Source organism: Streptomyces sp. 5-10, assembly GCF_014712245.1.
GTDB lineage: Bacteria > Actinomycetota > Actinomycetes > Streptomycetales > Streptomycetaceae > Streptomyces > Streptomyces violaceusniger.
This window is the reverse complement of sequence record NZ_JACVYG010000017.1, coordinates 17,187-34,425: the sequence shown is the minus strand read 5'-3', so window position 1 is coordinate 34,425 and position 17,239 is coordinate 17,187. Positions and strand designations below refer to the sequence as shown.

The window sequence follows — 17,239 nt, the reverse complement described above, 5'->3', positions numbered from 1 at the left end:
GGCGGACCCGGCACGACGGCGCATCCGCCCGCTATGCCTCGCCGCCCCCGTCCTCGGCGCTCCGGGGCCCGGCGCCACGAGCCTCCGCCCCGTCCGTGACCGGCTGGAGCATCGCGGCCAGCAACTCCGCCAGCCGGTCGTCGTCGGCGTCCGCCAGCGCGCCGACGCCGACGACCGTGCGCAGCAGCCACGTCCCCGCGGCCAGTGCCAGACCCAACTGGGCGCGCAACTCGGCCTCCGGGCCGCCGACCAGTCCCGCCAGCCGGGCGCCGACGTGCGTCTCGATCCCCTGCCGGAGGATGGCGGCGGCCTCCGGGTCCGACGCGGAGCGGAGCATCAGCAGAAACGGGTCGAGGCGCTCGGCACCCGCACTCGTGCGCTCGGCGAGCGACCGGGCCATCGCCCCCGTCAGGCCACGGGATTCGGTGCCCACCACCGTCGGCGGCCCGAAGAGGCGATCCACCGCCTCGGTGAACAGGCCCTGCTTCGATCCGAAGTAGCGGTTGATCATCATCGCCGTGACGCCCGCGCGCTCGGCGATCTGCCGTACCCCGGCCCGGTCGTACCCGTGCTCGGTGAACTCCACCACCGCGGCCGCCAGGATCGCTTCGCGTGTCGCCGCCGCATCCCGCCGGCGAGGCGCCTGTCCACCAGTCATGGAACGAGCATACGACCCACCATCTACGACCGTAGACAACCGGCCGACCCAGCGGGCGGCCCAGCCGGCGGCCGCACCCACGGCGATGTGGATGCGGTCCGTCTCGCGCAGGTACCGGGACGGCCCGGAAGGCGCTGCCACCACGTTTATCGGTGGCAGCGCCTTCCGGTTCCCGTATGCGTGACGCCCGTTCCGCCACTTCTGGCCGGTCCGCTCGTCGATCCCGACGATCCGGCACGCTTCCCGGTTGCTCACGCCCTGCTGCATGAGCCGGGAGTATGCCTCCCGCTCCCGGGTGAGCTTCTTCCGCCCCTGAGGCTTCGTCCGGTCCTTACGGATCTCGAAGTCCATTGCATCCCCTGAACTGGGGTGTTGCAACGACTCCTAGAACCCAAGGCGCGTACCGGCCCCTTCGCCGTGAGTGCGTTACTGGGTCTTCGATTTTAGGCGGTGCGGAGGTGTCCGCGGGCTCGGCGGGTGGTGACGCAGCGTGTGCGTAGGCGTTGGTTGGTGGGGTTGCGGAAGCCGTGGGCTGCGCGGGCGACAAGCTTGATCACGCGGTTGATGCCCTCGCTTTCGGCGTTGCTGTGGCCGGTGTGGATGAACGCTTCGATCTCGGCCCACCAGCGGTCGATGGTGGTGGCGAGCTGGCGGACCTCGGGGATGTCGGAGTCGGCGCACCAGGTCAGGAACTTCCAGCGCAGGTGTCCGATGTAGCTCCGGTCGGCGCTGGTGCGGGCTGCGGCGAGCAGGTCCCGCAGCCGCTCTTTGGCGATCCAGGCGGTCAGCAGCGTCCGTGGCGGGCCGGTCGATTTCGAGGCCGTTGGTGAGACTGCGCAGGTGGCGCAGATCGACGGCGCGGGCGGCCATGATCCACTCGGTGAGTTTCACGTCGTTACCCTCGGCCGGTTTCAGCAGTGCGGCGAAGCCGCGTAGGAGATTGGCGAGTGCGGTCATCTCCGGGCAGGCCGTGGCAATCCTCTCCAACAGGCCGTTTCCTCCAGGCGCAGGTTTCGGGTCGGTGAGCAGGAGGCGGCTGGCGTGGCGCGGAGTGGTGACGGGGCGGTCGCCTTCATGCGGCCCTGGTTGTGGTAGCGGTGCAGCAGGTTGAGGCCGCCGGTGTAGCCATGTTCCTTGATCTCGCGGAACAGGTGCAGGACGGGCGCGGCGGGGTCGGCCTGGCGTCGTTCGCGGAAGTGGCCGCGGTAGGGGTCGACGAGGGTGGGCCGGTAGGCGGGGGCGATACGCAGGGTCTGGGGACAGACCAGCCGCCGTACGCGCAGGCGGATGACGACCTCGCGGCCGTCGACCAGCACGTCCGTCACCGACCGGGCGGCCCCGCTGGTACCTCATCTCGGCGCTCGTAGCGCAACTCCCGCTGGCCAGTTCGCGGCCCGCCTCCAGCGGGAGGGACTGGTCTGCATGTGGGCCTCGAAGGCAACGCGTTTGCACAGGTCCTCTCCCGCTGGCGCGGTGACCGGCGGGAGTCTCCCGCCACCTGGGAGTGCGCACGGATGAGGTCTGGACGATCCTCGCAGGCCAGACGGTGTTCACGGCGTCCGGGAGGCCGGTCAGGCCGTCGCAGACTAGCATCAGGACATCGGCCGCGCCGCGGTTCTTGATCTCGGTCAGGACCTGGAGCCAGTGCTTCGCGCCCTCCCCGCCATCGCCGATCCACAGGCCCAGGATGTCCCGGTGTCCCTCGGCGGTGACCGCCACCGCCAGGTAGACAGGCCGGTTGGCGACCTGCCCGTCCCTGACCTTCACGTTCACGCAGTCGATGAAGACGACCGGGTAGACGCTCGCCAGGGGACGGTTCTGCCATTCGCTCATGCCGGCCATCACGCTGTCGGTGATCGTGGAGATCGTGGACTTGGAGATCTCCGCGCCGTACACCTCGGCGGATGCGCGGAGATCTCCCCGTGCGTCAGCCCCTTCGCCGACAGCGACAGGACCATCTCGTCCACCCCGCCCAGACGCCGCTGCCGCTTCTTGACCAGCTGCGGCTCGAACGACCCGGCCCGGTCCCGCGGCACCGCGATCTCGACCGGCCCCGACACGGTGATCACCGTCTTGGAGCGGTGTCCGTTGCGGTAGTTCTCCCAGCCACCCTCGGCCCGCTCACCGGGCTCGTGGCCCAGATGATCGGTGCGTTCGCCTTCCAGCGCGGACTCCAGCACCCGCTTCGTGAGCTGCTGCAGCAGGCCGCTCTCCCCGGTGAGCTTCACCCCACCGGCCTGGGCCCGGGCCACCAGCTCGGCGACCAGCCCGTCATCCACGGCGCCCGCCCCACTCACAGCGGCCTTCCCGGCCCGGTGTCACTCGTCACGTCAGTCATCAACTGTCGCTTCTAGCTCGGGAGTTACACCACTCACCGTACAAACCCCCGTCCTGGGCACTGGCCGTTCACCTAACGGCCTGACGTGGAGCCAATGGAGCGCCGAGATCGCCGGCATGGCAATTCTCTGCCTGACCCACCCCCGACCCTCGCGACACTGAGCAACCGGAACTGTCGGCCCGCGCTACGACACTTCATCACCAGCCCACGCAACATCGGCGACATCGTCTGTGGACGGTCTGTGTCAGCCGCGGCGGTGTCAGGCCCGTCCTTGGCGTCGACGGGATATTGGCACATGGAAGCGAGCCAGACGCGGTTGTCGCCGACGTTCCGCGAAGGGTGATCGGCAATCCCGCGCCGAAACCGATCCCGAAGACGGAAGCGCCGGCGAAGAATCCGGTGGCCGAAGACGCTTCGACAGCCACCAGGGTGCCCAGCGAGCCGAGTACGAGTAGCGCGATTCCCAGGTACATCATCGTCTTGGCCGTCATACGCGCGAATACGATGATGGTGGTTGAGGAAACGACGGTGAGCACGAACAGTCCGAGAGCGCCGAGCACCACGGAGTTCGAACCGGACAACTGCCGGGCCAGGCCCGGTGCGAGTGAGCCGTAGAAACCGCCGAGTGACCATACGGCGAACAGCACCGGTGCCACGGCGAGGAAAGCGCGGCGCAAGTGGCGGGGCATCACGAGTTCGAGTACGAGTGCGGCACACAGTCCGGGCCTGCGCCCGGTACCTCGCGGCAGCAGCGCCACGCCGAGAGCCTGCACGGCGAAGATCCCGATGAACACGGCATAGACGAGCCGAGTTGGCGCCGGCAGGTACTGCACGATCAGCCCGGAGAACAGGGCGCCGGTCCCGGAACCCAGTCCGGGAGCGACGGCATTGGCGCGGGTGCCGCTTTCGCGGTCGATGTCCAGCATCATCGCGCCGAGCGTGCCCAAGGCGCTTCCGGTTGCGATCCCTTGCAGGATCCGCCCAGTGAACAGGGCCACAGTGCAATCGGCTTCGCCGAAAACGATCATGGCGGCGATCTGCAAGGCCAGCGCGCCCAGCAGCACCGGTTTACGGCCCAGGTGATTGGATGCCCTGCCGAGCACGAGCAGCGCGGCCAGAACGGTGATGGCATACACACCGAAGACGGTGGTGGTCGTTATCGGTGAGAAATGCCAAAGATCGGCGTATGCGGCGTAGAGCGGCGTCGGAGCGCTGGACGAAGCCAGGAAGGAGACGATGATCGAGGCCGGCAACAGGAGGTCGCGAAGGCCCGGACGCCGGAAGATCTTCATGAGGAATTCCAGGTAGGTGATCAGCCGCTCCTGGACTCGAGATCCGGGCTTGGACCCGGCCCAGGAGCGGCGGTCTGTCAGGACGGGTCGGGGTAGGCGGCCGTAGCGCGGATTTCAACGAGTAGTCCGGGGCTGGCCAGCCCGCTGACACCGATCAGTGACCAGGCCGGATAGGGAGGATTGATCAGACGCGCCTTGGCCGCGGAAAAGCCGGGCAGGTGCTGGTGGATGTCGACGTGGTAACTGGTCACATCGACGAGCGCGGACAGATCGAGGCCTTCCAGCCGGAGGATCTCCTCGATCTTCCGGATGGCGATCTCGGTCTGCTCCTCGATGTCGTCGGGGATGGTGCCATCGGCCCGACGGCCGATCGTGCCGGCGATGAACAGGTGCCCGTGCGAGCGAACGGCGGCGGAGTAGCCGAAGTTCGCGAATGCGCTGACGGTCTTCCCGAAGACTTCGGAGTCCTCGGGGACCTCGACGGTGTGGATGCTCATTACGGTGTTTCGCTTTCGTTGTTACTGAATCGTGGGTTTCAGTTGCCCCAGCGGGACGAGCGGAAGGACTGCTCCATCCTGGTCCGGCCGAACTCCTCGCGTTCACGGAGAAGTTCGCCGGGGATCGAATAACGGGGCGCGTTCTTCGGGTCTTTCGCGGCTTGCGCGACGATCGCGTCGACGAGCGAACCGACCATGTTCAGTCGCGGGTACACCGCGTGCACGGCATCGGCCTGCTCGTCGCTGAGCGCTTCGACGTACTCGTTTCCCATCGGGCCGCCGAAATCGAGCGCGACGCCTTCGCGGACGAGCATGCACAGGGTGCCGCAGCGTTCCGCGATGCCCGGGGAGGTGTGCAGGGCGATGGCCTGCCAGACCTGGTCGGCGTCGGACGCGGGCACTCCGCGGTCGATGAGGAACGCGGCGGCCCGGTCGGCGCCTTCGACCTCGAACCGCTGGCGGTGCGGGCCGTCCGACGCCACGCCGAGGTCGTGCATCGCGCACGCGGCGAACAGCAGGTCGTCGTGGTAGTCCTGGCCGACGGCCAGGCCGAGGCGGCTGGCCACCAGCCGGGCGAACAGGTAACTGCGGATGCTGTGGTTGAACACGGACGGCGTTTCCACCGGCCGGATGAGATCGACGACGGCGTCGGCAAGCGGTGTGCCGGGCAGCGTGCTCAGGTCGGCGGTCGCCTGGCGGGTAGGTCCGGTCATGTCTTCAGCCTGGCCGAGACCGCCTGACCAGGCGAGAGGCAAAATTTCCTCACTTCGATAGAATCTTGCCATGACAGTGCACCGAGTCGCGGTCCTGGCGCTGGACGGGGTCACCCCGCTCGACCTGGCGATCCCGGCGCAGATCTTCACCACCCGGCCGGAAACCTCCTACAAGATGACCCTGTGCGCGCTGGACGCGAAGGTGGCCACCACCGCGGGATTCGCCCTGGTCGCCGGTGGGGACCTGGAGCAGGTTCGCGGCGCCGACACCGTGATCGTGCCGGGGTACGAACCGCTCCTTCCGCTGCCGGAGGCCGTGCTCGGCGTGCTGGCCGAGGCCCGTGACCGAGGCAAACGTGTGGTGTCGATCTGCACGGGCGCCTTCGCACTGGCCGCGGCGGGCGTGCTGGACGGGCTGCACGCCACGACCCACTGGAAGCACATCGACGAGCTCGAGCGGGGCTTCCCGGCCGTCACGGTCGACCGCGACGTCCTCTACGTCGACGAGGGCGACGTCCTCACCTCGGCCGGGGTCTGCTGCGGCATCGACCTGTGCCTGCACCTCGTACGCCGCGACCTGGGGGCGGTGGTGGCCAACCAGATCGCTCGCGGTCTGGTGGCCGCCCCGCATCGAGAAGGAGGGCAAGCCCAGTACGTACCGGCTCCGGTCGCGGTGGCCGGCGAAGCATCGCTGTCCGGTACCCGGGGATGGGCCCTGGACCGGCTCGGCGAGCCACTCACGCTGCGTGTGCTCGCCCGGCACGCGGGTCTCTCGCAGCGCACCTTCATGCGCCGGTTCACCGAGGAGACGGGCACGACCCCGCTGCAGTGGTTGCTCAACGCCCGCCTCAGCAGCGCGCGGGAACTGCTGGAAACCACGGACCACTCGATGGACCGGGTGGCGCGGGACTGCGGGCTGGGCACGGCAGCCAACCTGCGGCTGCACTTCCGGCGCGCACTGGACACCACCCCCACCGCCTACCGCCGCACCTTCAAGAACTGACCGGCACGACAGAGACCAGAAGTGACGGTGACCGGCGCGGCGCTCAACCCCGCAATCAAGCCCGAAGTCGCAATCCCACGGGGTTCGGGCAACCCCGTCGATCGACTCGGCCCACTGCCCCCAGAGGGCGACCAGGTCTAGGTAGCCTCGGCCCGTCGGCAGCAGCGACCGCGCCGAGCGGTTCGGGGGATGAGGTCGTCCACCGGGTCAGCCCAGTCCGGTTGCTGGGTGACTCCCCGGTCTCACTATGGTGCGTCCGGGGCATAGTCCAGGACGCTGACCAGCGCCACCGGCCGCTTGAAGGAGCGTCGCGGACCGAGTCTTGTGTCAACCATTCGATACAACCGGGGCCGTGGCGCTGTCGATCTCCGCGAGTGGGCCAGGACCTGCCCGATTGGCGGGGAGTGACACCGGGCAGGTCCTGGCGGTTTGAGGGGAAGCTGCTGTTCTCTGTCGGGCCTATGCCGCGAGCCAGGCCGCCTGGTGGGGGGCGAGCAGGCCGCTTGTGACGGGGCCACTGGCCAGCAGGATCGAGGTGTGGTCGGGCAGCCGATAGGGCTCGGTGGAGAGGTTGACCACGCAGACGAATCCGGGGTCGCGCCGGAAGGAGAGGACTCCGGAGGGGGCGTCGAGCCAGGTCATGGTGCCGTCGCCGAGGGCGGGGTTCTCGCGGCGTATGCGGAGCGCGGTGCGGTACAGCTCCAGCATCGAACTCTCATCGCCGGTCTGCGCCTCCACGCTGCGTTCGCCCCAGTTCGCGGGCTGCGGCAGCCAGGGTTCGGCGGGAGCGTTCTCGGGGCTGAATCCGAAGGGGGCGCTCTGTCCGGACCAGGGGAGGGGGACGCGGCAGCCGTCGCGGCCGTGGTCGGTGTGTCCGGAGCGTTCCCAGATGGGGTCCTGGAGGACGGATTCGGGCAGGTCCTCGACCTCGGGGAGGCCGAGTTCGTCGCCTTGGTAGAGGTAGGCACCGCCGGGGAGGGCGAGCATGAGCAGCGCGGCGGCGCGGGCGCGGCGGGTGCCAAGTTCCAGGTCGACGTTGCCTTCGGGCTGGTAGCGCTCGTTGGGTACCCACCGTGCGACGGTCTTGCGGGCGTAGCGGCTGGTGTGGCGCATGACGTCGTGGTTGGACAGGACCCAGGTGGCCGGTGCGCCCACCGCGTGGAGCATGGCCAGTGAATCGTCAATGACCGCCCGCAGGTCCTTGGCGTCCCAGCTGGCCATGAGAAAGTCGAAGTTGAACGCGGTGTGCAGACCGCCGGGGCGGACGTAGGCGGCCAGCCGTTCGGGGGTGTCGGCCCAGGCTTCGGCGACGAAGCAGCGGTCGCCTTCGAACTCGTCGGCGACCTTGCGCCAAGTGCGGTAAATGGCGTGGACCTCGTCGCGGTCCCAGTGCGGGTGCTGGATGTGGTGGCGAGGTCCGTCCGCCGAGTCGAGGAGGGGCGGCAGGTCGGGCAGTTCGGGGTCCTTGACGAGTCCGTGGGCGACGTCGATGCGGAAGCCGTCGACGCCCCGGCTGAACCAGAACCGCAGGATGGACTCGAAATCGGCGTGGACGTCGGGGTGCTGCCAGTTGAGGTCGGGCTGTTCGGGGGCGTACAGGTGGAGATACCACTCGCCGTCGGGCAGCCGGGTCCAGGCGGGGCCGCCGAAGCAGGAGACCCAGTCGTTGGGTGGCTCGGCACCGTCGGGCCCGCGGCCGGGGCGGAAGATGTAGCGCTCGCGCTCCGGGCTGCCGGGGCCGGCCGCGAGGGCGGCCTGGAACCAGGTGTGCTGGTCGGAGGTGTGGTTGGGCACGATGTCGGGGATGATGCGGATCCCGTGCCGGTGTGCTTCGGCGATGAGCTGCTCGGCGTCGGCGACCGTGCCGAACAGCGGGTCGATCTCGCGGAAGTCGGCGACGTCGTAGCCGCCGTCGGCCATCGGGGACTTGTACCAGGGGTTGATCCAGAGGGCGTCCACCCCCAGCTGCTCAAGGTAGGGCAGGCGGGAGCGCAGACCGGCGATGTCGCCGACCCCGTCGCCGTTCCCGTCGGCGAAGCTGCGGATGTAGACCTGGTAGATGACGGCGCTGCGCCACCAGGGCGTGGTGGAGTGCATGGTGGTGGGAAGGGTCCTTTGAGAGGGGGCGTGGGTGAGCCGGAGGCTACTTGGCCGCGCCCGCGGTGAGTCCGGCGACGATGCGGCGCTGGAAGATGAGCACCATGATCACCAGAGGGACGGTGACTAGGATGCCCGCTGCCATCTGGCTGCCGAAGGGGATGTCGAACTGGGTGGCGCCGGTGAACTTGGAGATGGCGACCGGCGCGGTCTGCATCTGCTGCTTGTTCGTCATCGACAGGGCGATGAGGAACTCGTTCCACGCGGCGATGAAGCTGATGATGGCCGTGGTGAAGATGCCGGGTGCGGCGAGCGGGATGATGACCTTGCGGAACGCCTGGCCCCGGGTGCAGCCGTCGATCATTGCGGCTTCCTCCAGTTCGTCCGGCATCTGGCGGAAGAACGTGGTCAGGTTCCATACCGCCAGTGGCAGCACGAAGGACATGCTCGGCACGATCATCGCCTGGTAGGTGTTGATCCAGCCGATGTCCGCGAACAGCTTCAGCAGCGGGACCACGATCGACACCACCGGGAACATCGAGGTGGCGATGATCAGGGTGAGGATCAGTCGCTTGAACCGGAACTCCAGCCGTGCCATCGCGTACGCGGTGAACGTGGCCAGCAGCAGCGCCAGCGCGGTGGTGATGCCGGAGACGATCAGGCTGTTGAGCAGGGCGCGGCCGAATCCCTGGGAGGGGCTGAAGACCGCTCGGTAGTTCTCGAACGACACCGAAGAGGGGATCAGTGAGGTGTCGAAGATGTCGGAGGTGCGGCGCAGGCTGGAGACGAGCATCCAGTAGAAGGGGGCCAGACAGTAGGCCACCACCGCGGCGACTCCCAGGTAGAGCAGCCAGGCTCGCCATTTCGCCGTGGTCGTCATGCCGGCACCTCCGCACCGCTTCGCACCGAGGTACGTCGTAGCTTGCGCTTGGGCTTGCGCGGGCCGCCGACGTCACCGACGACGTCCGCGCCCAGCAGACGAACGAAGCCCAGCGCGATGAGGAAGACATATAGGAAGAGGAGCACCGCGTAGGCGGCGGCGGGTCCGAAGCGGACGTTGGACGCCTCGTTCTGGGCGAGCATGGACAGGGTTTCCACCGAGTTCTTCTGGGCGCCGATGAGGATGTAGGGCAGGTCGAACATCCGCAGCGCGTCCAGGCAGCGGAAGAGCACCGCCACCAGCAACGCGGGCTTCACCAGCGGCAGGGTGATCCGCCGGAACTGGGCGAGCGGGCCGGCCCCGTCGATCCGGGCCGCCTCGTACACCTCCTTCGGGATGACCTGCAGGCCGGCCAGGACCAGCAGCCCGATGAAGGGGGAGGTCTTCCACACCTCGGCGATGATGACGGCGACCTTGGCGTGGAAGCCCTCGGTGGTCCACAGGACCTGGTGGCCGAGGAGGGCGTTGGCGATGCCGTCGCTGTTGAAGATCCACCGCCACAGCAGGCCGGAGATGGCCGTGGGCACGGCCCAGGGGATGAGGATGCTGGCCCGGATCAGGGCCCGGCCGCTGAACGCCTTGTGCATGATCAGCGCCATGGCCACGCCGATCAGGGTCTCCAGTCCGACCGTGACGACGGTGAAGAAGGTGGTGTTCCAGAAGGCGTTCCAGAACCGGTCTCCGGCGGCGCTGAAGATGTCGGCGTAGTTCTGCAGCCCCACGAACGGTTCGGTGTCGCTGATGAAGCCGGTCTTCGGGTCCAGGCCCTTGGCGCCCAGCAGCGACTCCCGGAACGCCATGATCGTCGGGTAGAGCACGACGACGGTCAGCACCAGGAGGGTCGGCGACACCAGCAGTGCCGCCGTCCGCCCCGAAGCCGCGCTCGCCCAGGCCCGCTTGCTTCCCTTCACCGGCACGGTGGGCGTTCCTGGACGGCCGTCTGCCGTACTGACGGGGCTGGCCGCGGCGGTGCCGGGTGGGATCTCGGTGTCGACCACGGCTTTCCTCCTCACTGTGCCGCGGACTTCCGCAGCTCGGCCTGCAGGTCCTTCAGCGCCCGCGCGCTGCTCTTGTCACCGTTCAGGGCCGCGTACGCCTCCTGCTGGATCGCCGAGGACGCGTCGCCGTACTGGACCACCCGGGGGCGTGGCACGGCGTTGAGGATCGACTTCTTCAGCACCGGCAGGTACGGGTACTGCTTGACCAGCGCCTGGTCGTCGTACAGGGCCTGGTACGGCGGGGCGAGCGAGGCCTCCTTGAGGAACGTGCTCGCGCTGTTCTGGCTGGTGAAGAACTTCATGAAGTCCAGCGCTGTGGCCTTGTTCTTGGCGAAGGAGGACAGGGCCACGTTGTGGCCGCCCAGGCTGGAGGAGCCGGGCCCGTTCAGGCCGGGCAGCGGCGTGACCGCGAACTTGCCCGCGACCTTGCTCTTCTCGGCCTGCGAGTACATGTACGGCCAGTTGCGCAGGAAGATCAGCTTGCCGGACTGGAACGCCTGGCGGCCTTCCTCCTCCTGGTAGGTGATGGCCTCCTTCGGGATCGTGCCGTCCTTGAAGGAGTCGACGAGGAAGTCCAGGCCCTTCTTCGCCTCAGGCGTGTCGACGTCGGGCTTGCCCTTGGCGTCGGTGACGGCGCCGTCGGCGGAGTTCACGGCCTCGGCGAAGTTGACCGTCAGGCCCTCGTACTTCTGGAACTGGCCGGCGTAGCAGGACATGCCCTTGGCCTCGGGCAGCTTCTTGACCTTGGCGCAGTCGGCCTTCATTTTCGCCCATGTCGTGGGCGTGGCGCTGATCCCGGCCTTCTTCAGGAGGTCGGTGCGGTAGTACAGCAGGCCGCCGTCGGAGGCCGCCGGGACCGCGTACGGGTTGCCGCGGTACTTGGCCGTCTCCACTGTCGGCTTGAGCATCTTGTCCAGCGGGAACTGGTCGGTGGGCAGCTGGTCGATCCACCGGTGGGCGGCGAACTCCGAGGTCCACACCACGTCCAGGGAGAGCACGGTGTAGGCGTCGGACTTTGTCTCGGCGTTCTGGATCATCTGCTGGCGCTGCTGGTTCACATCCGCCGGCAGCTGGACGAAGGTGACCTTCTCCTTCGGGTGCGCCTTGTTCCAGCGATCGATGACCTTCTGGACGACGCCGGAGCTGTCCTTGGCGGCCGCGTACGTGATCGGGCCACGACCGGTGAACGACGGGATCTTGGACTGCCCCGAGGAACCGCCGCTGTCGGAGGAGCCGCAGGCGGTGAGGACGAGCCCAGCGGTGACGAGCACGGCCGAGCACTGAAGGACTCTGGTGGTTCTGGCGTTCAACACTGTCTCTCCTGGACGTGCGGAACCGAAGTCTCGGCGGGGCGCCCTGTAGGGAGTAGCTACCGAGATGACTCTGGGATGGCTCTGTTGCGAGACTGTGCTGTCACGGCGGTCTTGTCGATCAAAAGCGCAGGTCAAAGCCCAGAAGGATGACTTCACGGCGACGGCTCCGCCTTCGCTGAGACAACGCTTGCACGCTAGGAGTGCACTCACCGGAAGTCAATGCGTAACGTCGCGGTAGCACGAACGATCCAGGCAATCGATACCGCACCGATGCTGGGCGTAACCGGCATTCCATCCCCCGAAGGTCACCGTGACAGCGCTGTCACAGAGTCTCCCGTCAGAGCCATGAACTGTGCTAACTTCCGCTCATGGCACCAGCTCAGCGGCACCCCACGTTGGCCGACGTCGCCAAACGGGCGGGGGTTTCCCCGTCCACCGTCTCGCGCACGATGCGCGGCCTGGCATCGGTCTCACCCGAGGTCCGTGCCCGCGTCGAGAAGGCCGCCCGCGAGCTGAACTTCGCGATCTCGCGGCAGGCGTCGAGCCTGGTCACCGGCCGGACCGGCGTCATGGCGGTGCTCGTGCCCACGCTCGACTCGTGGTTCATGGGGGCGGCGCTGTCCAGCCTGGGGCCGCTGCTGCGCGAGGCCGGCATGGAACTGACCGTGTACGTGGTCCCTGATCTGGACGAGCGGGCCGCGTTTTTCGAGCGTCTGCCAGCCCGGCGCAACGCCGACGCGCTCCTGGTGTTCTGCTTCGACCTCAACGAGGAAGAGACCGCTCGGCTGGACAGCCTCGGCATGCCGGTCATCTACATCAGCCAGCACGTCGAGGGCCGCCCCAGCGTTTACGTCGACGACGTCGCCGGCGCATCCAAGGCCACCCGCCACCTGATCAACCTCGGACACCGCCGGATCGCCTTCGCGCACACCAGCAATGCCCGCGGCTTCAGTTTCAGCTCACGCGAGCGCCTCCTCGGTTACCAGCAGGCACTCACCGAGGCGGGCATCCCCCTGGACGACGACCTGGTGGTCACCACCCCACCCCGCGACAAGCGCGGCACCACCCAGGCCGTCGGGAAACTGTTGAGCCTGCGCGAACCCCCTACGGCGATTTTCGCCGAGCAGGACGAACTGGCGGCCTCCGTCATCCTGAGTCTGCGCATGGCACAGATCGACGTACCCGAACGGATCTCCGTCCTCGGCTTCGACGACCAGCTGATGGCCGAATGGCTCGACCTGTCGACCGTGGCCCAGTCCCCCTCGGACATGGGCCGAGCTGCCGGCGAACTGGCCCTGAAACTGATCAACGACTCCGAGGCAGACCGCGAACAGCACGTCGTCCTCCCCACGCACCTGATCCCGCGGGGAACCACTGCCCCGCCACCCAGCCCTCAGGGCGAGCGAGAGACCGACGGACAGCCGAATGGAACTCTTCGCCACGTCGTTCGATGAGCGACGTGGCGCCAGGCTCGCTGCGCTGTCGACGGTGGGCCCGCGATCAGACGTCGAGGTGGGCGATGAGCTGACCTCGGTAATCCTGCAGGGCGGCATGAACAAGCTGGTGAGTCGGGCTGCGGCGGACGCGCTGTTGGTCGGGGTTCTCAAGCCATACGGATTCGCAGACGGCGGCATCCCACAACTGTTTGCAGGGAGTGCCTCGTGTGGAGCGCACAGTCGGGACTTGAAGGAGTGCGGAGCCTCAGCCAGCGCAGCGAGACGAACGTCCCGCCACAACGGCCAGTCGTCAGTCGAGGGGACCCGCAGGCACACCACGCGAACGAGTCTGCCGGGCTGTGTGTGAGCGGTCCAATGTCGCGCTGAGGAAGTGACACGCTCCTGAGACAACAGCTCAGCGACACGGACGGAGACAAGGAGAAGAACCGCAGGTCACAGAACCGTCGCCTGACAGCGAAGTTGAGAACCTACGAAGCCCACCGCGCCGGCCACCCGGCGGGGTCACCCCAGCCTAAACACGCGAGCGGCAGAGTGCCCAGCTCAGGCCGCTGTCCGCCTGATGCAGACTCTGGGTGCGCAGAGGCTGCCGACGGGCGATGCCGGGTCTGCCGACTTCAGGACGGCGGGAGATGGCGGGCATCGCAGGCGGTGCATGGTTCGCTACCCGGTTGAGCTCGCGCAGCGCCTGGTCGAGCGTGAGGTCTGCATCGCCGGCCGGTATCCAGCACGATTCGTGGTGGATGACCCGGCGCCTGGGGCCGCCGGCAGGCGCGGGCAGGTGCTGCACGCTCCACCGGCCTGCCGGGGCGGTGGGGGAGGAGTGGGGCGGTCGGGCTGGCCGGCGTTTCCGCCGGGTCGGTACGGCGGAGTAGTCGCTGCCCTCGATGGCGCTGATCAGGCGGGCGGGGACGCGCATCACGATCGAGTCGGGCTCGACCGTGATGCGGTTCGGCAGCTACTGGTGAAGAGGCAGTACTTCGACGTTGCGCAATTCCCTGCGTGCCGGAAGGCCGACACCCCGTGGACGGGATGCCGTAGGGCGCTCCGTGGCCTCGGTGCAGCAGCGCTTTGGTCTTCAGCGAGAACCGTGCTCATGTACGGGGGTCAGCGTGTTGGGGAGAGCAGACGGCGAAGAGCTGTCGGTGTGTGACCGAGGTGTTGGCGCATCGTGCGGGTGAGGTGGGCCTGGTCGGCATAGCCGAGGTCGGCGGCGAGGGTGCTGAGGCTGTGCTCGCCTGCCTCCAGGCGGTCGAGGGCCTTGCCGATCCGGACGCGCTGGCGGTACTGGGTGACTGTCACGCCGAGTTCGCGTGGGAAGGCCCGGCTGAGGCTGTAGGGGGAGACGCCGAGGAGCTTGGCGAGCGAGAACAGCGTGTCCGACGCAGGGTGGGCTTCGATGATCGCCTCGCGGGCGGCCGCGATGAGGGGCCGGTCGCGCCCCGAGGAGGTGGGAGCGAGCGGGGTCGGTCCGGTCACGGTGCGGCCGATGGCGGTCGACAGGAGGGTCAGCAGCTCTTCGGTGAGCGCATAGTCGACGTCTTCGGAGCAGGCGGCGGTGAGCAGGCGGCGGTGGGCGAGGTCGAGGTGTGGGTCGACGTAGAAGGTCTGGACGGCCGGTGCCTCGGTGTCTCCGGCGAGGGAGCGCCACAGCTTCGGTGTCACGCTGATCGACGTGCACACGTCGCCGCCGGTGGGATGGGCGAAGCTCTCTTCCTCGCCCGGTGCGCCCACGTAGGCCAGGGTCGCATCGATGTCGGCTGGGGTGCCTGCGGCTTTTCTGCGGAACCGGCCGCGGCGCACGAGCACCACGCGGTAGTCGGCGCGCACCTCCGGCGCCGACCAGCGGTCGTGGTCGGAACGGCAGGTCACCGCGCTGATGTTGAAGTCGGGGCGGCTGGCAACAGAAATGGCTCTGAGCACCCGTCGCACGCTACGTGGGGGGTCTGACAACCGCGCCCCCGCTGCAAGGATCTTCAAGACCGGATCCCGCCGCCGGGAGGACGCTTGCAGCATGCGAGGGCTTCCGGGCTCCTCGTACGCCGTTGCGTTCATTCCCCCTACTCGATTCCCAGGAGTCATTGGCATGTCTGCTCTAAAGCAGCTCGGCACGGTCGTCTTCGACTGCGCCGACCCGGCCGCGCTCGCCGCGTTTTACCAGAAGGCCACCGGGTGGGAGATCACTCACAGCGACCAGGATTTTGCCTCCCTGGGCGGCGGCACCCCCGTCCAGCTCGCCTTTGTCCGCGTGGACGGCTACGAGGCGCCGAGCTGGCCCGAGGACCTGAAGTACATGCACCTCGACTTCACGGTCGCCGACTTGGACGCCGCGGCCGGGGCACTGCTCGACCTAGGTGCGTCCCGGCCCGATTTCCAGCCGGGCGAGGGTCAGTGGATCGTCCTCACCGACCCCGAGGGCCACCCGTTCTGCCTCACCGCCGCTCCGACCGGCGACTGACCTCTCCACTCGAGAAGGAGACAGACTCATGGCATCCATTCACCGCGAAGTGCTGATCGAAGACACTCCGGATAACGTGTGGGCGGCGGTCCGCGACTTCGGAGAGGTTCACCACCGCCTCGCACCGGGGTACGTCACCGATACCCGCGTCGACGGCGACGTCAGGACCGTCACCTTCGCCAACGGCGCCGTGGTGCGCGAACTCATCGTCGACATCGACGATGAGACAAGACGAATCGCTTACGCGGTGGTCGGTGGCTCTCTGGAGCCCACGCATCACCACGCTTCCATGCAGGTGGTTGCCGAGGAGGAGAACCGCAGCCGCTTCGTCTGGATCACCGACGTGACGCCGGATAGCCTCGGTGCGCCCATCGCCGAGATGGTCGATCAAGGACTCCGAGTCATCAAGCACACCCTGGACCGCGAGGCCACCCCGATCGGCTGACCGGTGACACCAGCGAGGATAAGTGTGCAGCCCGGACGGCGCGTCAAGGGCTACTGCGGCGATCTGCAGAGACAACGGCGTGCTGCGGGTTGCCCCCGACGCCGAGGGCCGCGAGGGAGCCGGCCCAGCTGTCCTGGGCCAGAGCCGCCCACTGAGTGGCGGTGTTCCTGTGGATTCCGAACAGGTCGCACATGATGATCGGCGGAAGCTCACCGGCCATGCCGAACAGGGCTGTGTTGCGGGCTGCGAGGGTGCGCAGACCGTGCTTGGCGAGCTGTGCCGACAGGCCACCAGGGTTTCGCGGGCGGACGGCTCGGGAGGAGTAGCTCCTGATGCTCGCTGTCCGGCAGGGATCCCACCGCCGAGTGCCTCCGGCCCTCAGCGATCTGTCGTTCGATGAGACGAGCCAGCGTCGCTCGCCGCGAGCGTGGCCAAAAGGCGGGCGCTCGGGCTTCGGCGGAGCCATGCCAGGACGGATCTGGGCCGCGGCGCTGAGGAGAGAGCTTGGGCAAGCGGAGCGAGCACCGTGGCGACCTGCCCGTTTTCATCGGCGATGAGCTCGTGGACTCGGTCGACGGCAACACAGCGTGTGCAGCATCCGTCCGTGCTGATGTCCGCCGACGAACCGCATCGGCGGCAGGTGAAGTCGATGTCGGTGCCGCAGCAGAGTCCGCAAGTTCCAAGGCCATCGTCGCTGCGACCGACCAGTATGCGGGTGACACCGCAGAGGGCACAGGGCTCCGGGTTGCGTCGACGCCTGTTGGAGCAAGGCGAGCAGAGGGGGCCGACCGGCCATGTGGTGACGGTGGCCTTCTTGTTGCGGCCACAGTCGACGCATCGGTGCGTAGGCCGGGGGCGGCATGGGTCGCAGAGGAAGACTCCGCTGGCTCTGCTGCTGCGCGCGCCGTCGCGGAAGCGCCCGCAGATGGTGCACACCCCCTTCGAAGGTGTAGCAGCGGTGGCAGACGCCTGGTTCGCCGTTCTTCCCCCGCTTGGCGAGCTGCGCCAGCTGGCCGCATTTGCCGCAGAGCTT

General features: G+C 68.0%; 15 protein-coding genes and 2 pseudogenes. 4 read left to right on the top strand and 13 right to left on the bottom strand.

Annotation, left to right across the window (positions count from 1 at the left end; translation table 11 throughout):
• Nucleotides 1–31: 31 nt before the first annotated feature.
• From IEJ02_RS20330 to IEJ02_RS20300, 8 genes and pseudogenes are all read right to left on the bottom strand, one after another.
• Nucleotides 32–658 (bottom strand): TetR/AcrR family transcriptional regulator, encoded by a 627-nt coding sequence (locus IEJ02_RS20330; RefSeq protein ID WP_191066175.1) that lies wholly within the window; start codon nucleotides 656–658, stop codon nucleotides 32–34.
• An 81-nt stretch (nucleotides 659–739) separates the two neighbouring features.
• A pseudogene (locus tag IEJ02_RS51375) lies at nucleotides 740–1,009 on the bottom strand (helix-turn-helix domain-containing protein); the annotation flags it as partial.
• 92 nt (nucleotides 1,010–1,101) lie between these two features.
• Nucleotides 1,102–1,410 (bottom strand): transposase, encoded by a 309-nt coding sequence (locus tag IEJ02_RS50785; protein WP_369075651.1) that lies wholly within the window; start codon nucleotides 1,408–1,410, stop codon nucleotides 1,102–1,104.
• A 201-nt stretch (nucleotides 1,411–1,611) separates the two neighbouring features.
• Entirely contained in the window at nucleotides 1,612–1,983 is a 372-nt protein-coding gene (locus IEJ02_RS20320) for a hypothetical protein (RefSeq protein WP_191066277.1), read from the bottom strand.
• A 172-nt stretch (nucleotides 1,984–2,155) separates the two neighbouring features.
• Nucleotides 2,156–2,996 (bottom strand): annotated as a pseudogene (locus IEJ02_RS20315) (IS256 family transposase); the annotation flags it as partial.
• A 197-nt stretch (nucleotides 2,997–3,193) separates the two neighbouring features.
• Nucleotides 3,194–4,288: an MFS transporter gene (locus tag IEJ02_RS20310; protein ID WP_191066174.1), complete on the bottom strand. Its 1,095-nt coding sequence runs from the start codon at nucleotides 4,286–4,288 to the stop codon at nucleotides 3,194–3,196.
• 77 nt (nucleotides 4,289–4,365) lie between these two features.
• Nucleotides 4,366–4,785 carry a RidA family protein gene (locus tag IEJ02_RS20305; protein WP_191066173.1) on the bottom strand — a complete coding sequence of 140 codons (420 nt, stop codon included), beginning with the start codon at nucleotides 4,783–4,785 and terminating at the stop codon, nucleotides 4,366–4,368.
• Between the two features lie 38 nt (nucleotides 4,786–4,823).
• Nucleotides 4,824–5,498 (bottom strand): HD domain-containing protein, encoded by a 675-nt coding sequence (locus IEJ02_RS20300; RefSeq protein ID WP_191066266.1) that lies wholly within the window; start codon nucleotides 5,496–5,498, stop codon nucleotides 4,824–4,826.
• Between the two features lie 70 nt (nucleotides 5,499–5,568).
• Here IEJ02_RS20300 and IEJ02_RS20295 point away from each other — a divergent pair, with 70 nt between their 5' ends.
• The gene (locus tag IEJ02_RS20295; RefSeq protein ID WP_191066172.1) at nucleotides 5,569–6,501 is read left to right on the top strand and encodes a GlxA family transcriptional regulator; all 933 of its coding nucleotides are present in this window, start codon (nucleotides 5,569–5,571) and stop codon (nucleotides 6,499–6,501) included.
• A 459-nt stretch (nucleotides 6,502–6,960) separates the two neighbouring features.
• On the opposite strand, the gene IEJ02_RS20290 is transcribed toward IEJ02_RS20295, so the two are convergent.
• Genes IEJ02_RS20290 through IEJ02_RS20275 form a run of 4 tightly spaced genes read right to left on the bottom strand, consistent with a single transcriptional unit; the run spans nucleotide 6,961 to nucleotide 11,846 of the window.
• A complete protein-coding gene (locus IEJ02_RS20290) occupies nucleotides 6,961–8,598 on the bottom strand; it encodes a glycoside hydrolase family 13 protein (protein ID WP_191066171.1) in 1,638 nt (545 codons plus the stop codon).
• A 46-nt stretch (nucleotides 8,599–8,644) separates the two neighbouring features.
• The gene (locus tag IEJ02_RS20285; protein WP_191066170.1) at nucleotides 8,645–9,478 is read right to left on the bottom strand and encodes a carbohydrate ABC transporter permease; all 834 of its coding nucleotides are present in this window, start codon (nucleotides 9,476–9,478) and stop codon (nucleotides 8,645–8,647) included.
• Nucleotides 9,475–10,536, bottom strand: a complete 1,062-nt coding sequence (locus IEJ02_RS48670) for a carbohydrate ABC transporter permease (RefSeq protein WP_275562408.1) — start codon at nucleotides 10,534–10,536, stop codon at nucleotides 9,475–9,477. The genes IEJ02_RS20285 and IEJ02_RS48670 overlap by 4 nt, the downstream gene beginning before the upstream one ends.
• Before the next feature lie 11 nt (nucleotides 10,537–10,547).
• Nucleotides 10,548–11,846: an ABC transporter substrate-binding protein gene (locus tag IEJ02_RS20275; protein ID WP_191066169.1), complete on the bottom strand. Its 1,299-nt coding sequence runs from the start codon at nucleotides 11,844–11,846 to the stop codon at nucleotides 10,548–10,550.
• A 398-nt stretch (nucleotides 11,847–12,244) separates the two neighbouring features.
• On the opposite strand from IEJ02_RS20275, the gene IEJ02_RS20270 reads away from it, so the two are divergent.
• Nucleotides 12,245–13,303 (top strand): LacI family DNA-binding transcriptional regulator, encoded by a 1,059-nt coding sequence (locus IEJ02_RS20270; RefSeq protein ID WP_191066264.1) that lies wholly within the window; start codon nucleotides 12,245–12,247, stop codon nucleotides 13,301–13,303.
• 1,107 nt (nucleotides 13,304–14,410) lie between these two features.
• Here IEJ02_RS20270 and IEJ02_RS20265 read toward each other — a convergent pair.
• Nucleotides 14,411–15,226, bottom strand: a complete 816-nt coding sequence (locus IEJ02_RS20265) for a helix-turn-helix domain-containing protein (protein WP_275562400.1) — start codon at nucleotides 15,224–15,226, stop codon at nucleotides 14,411–14,413.
• 163 nt (nucleotides 15,227–15,389) lie between these two features.
• Between IEJ02_RS20265 and IEJ02_RS20260 the strand changes: the two genes are divergently transcribed.
• Together IEJ02_RS20260 and IEJ02_RS20255 are read left to right on the top strand one after the other, a co-directional pair.
• Complete coding sequence (locus IEJ02_RS20260; RefSeq protein WP_191066167.1) at nucleotides 15,390–15,761, top strand: VOC family protein; 372 nt, start codon at nucleotides 15,390–15,392, stop codon at nucleotides 15,759–15,761.
• Nucleotides 15,762–15,789: 28 nt separating this feature from the next.
• Nucleotides 15,790–16,206, top strand: a complete 417-nt coding sequence (locus IEJ02_RS20255; protein WP_191066166.1) for an SRPBCC family protein — start codon at nucleotides 15,790–15,792, stop codon at nucleotides 16,204–16,206.
• Nucleotides 16,207–17,239 lie beyond the last annotated feature (1,033 nt).

What these genes read in the sequence shown, in the direction of transcription:
- IEJ02_RS20330 (WP_191066175.1), bottom strand. Translation starts at nt 658, where the DNA reads ATGACTGGTGGACAGGCGCCTCGCCGGCGGGATGCGGCGGCGACACGC.
- IEJ02_RS20310 (WP_191066174.1), bottom strand. Translation starts at nt 4,288, where the DNA reads ATGAAGATCTTCCGGCGTCCGGGCCTTCGCGACCTCCTGTTGCCGGCC.
- IEJ02_RS20305 (WP_191066173.1), bottom strand. Translation starts at nt 4,785, where the DNA reads ATGAGCATCCACACCGTCGAGGTCCCCGAGGACTCCGAAGTCTTCGGG.
- IEJ02_RS20300 (WP_191066266.1), bottom strand. Translation starts at nt 5,498, where the DNA reads ATGACCGGACCTACCCGCCAGGCGACCGCCGACCTGAGCACGCTGCCC.
- IEJ02_RS20295 (WP_191066172.1), top strand. Translation starts at nt 5,569, where the DNA reads ATGACAGTGCACCGAGTCGCGGTCCTGGCGCTGGACGGGGTCACCCCG.
- IEJ02_RS20290 (WP_191066171.1), bottom strand. Translation starts at nt 8,598, where the DNA reads ATGCACTCCACCACGCCCTGGTGGCGCAGCGCCGTCATCTACCAGGTC.
- IEJ02_RS20285 (WP_191066170.1), bottom strand. Translation starts at nt 9,478, where the DNA reads ATGACGACCACGGCGAAATGGCGAGCCTGGCTGCTCTACCTGGGAGTC.
- IEJ02_RS20260 (WP_191066167.1), top strand. Translation starts at nt 15,390, where the DNA reads ATGTCTGCTCTAAAGCAGCTCGGCACGGTCGTCTTCGACTGCGCCGAC.
- IEJ02_RS20255 (WP_191066166.1), top strand. Translation starts at nt 15,790, where the DNA reads ATGGCATCCATTCACCGCGAAGTGCTGATCGAAGACACTCCGGATAAC.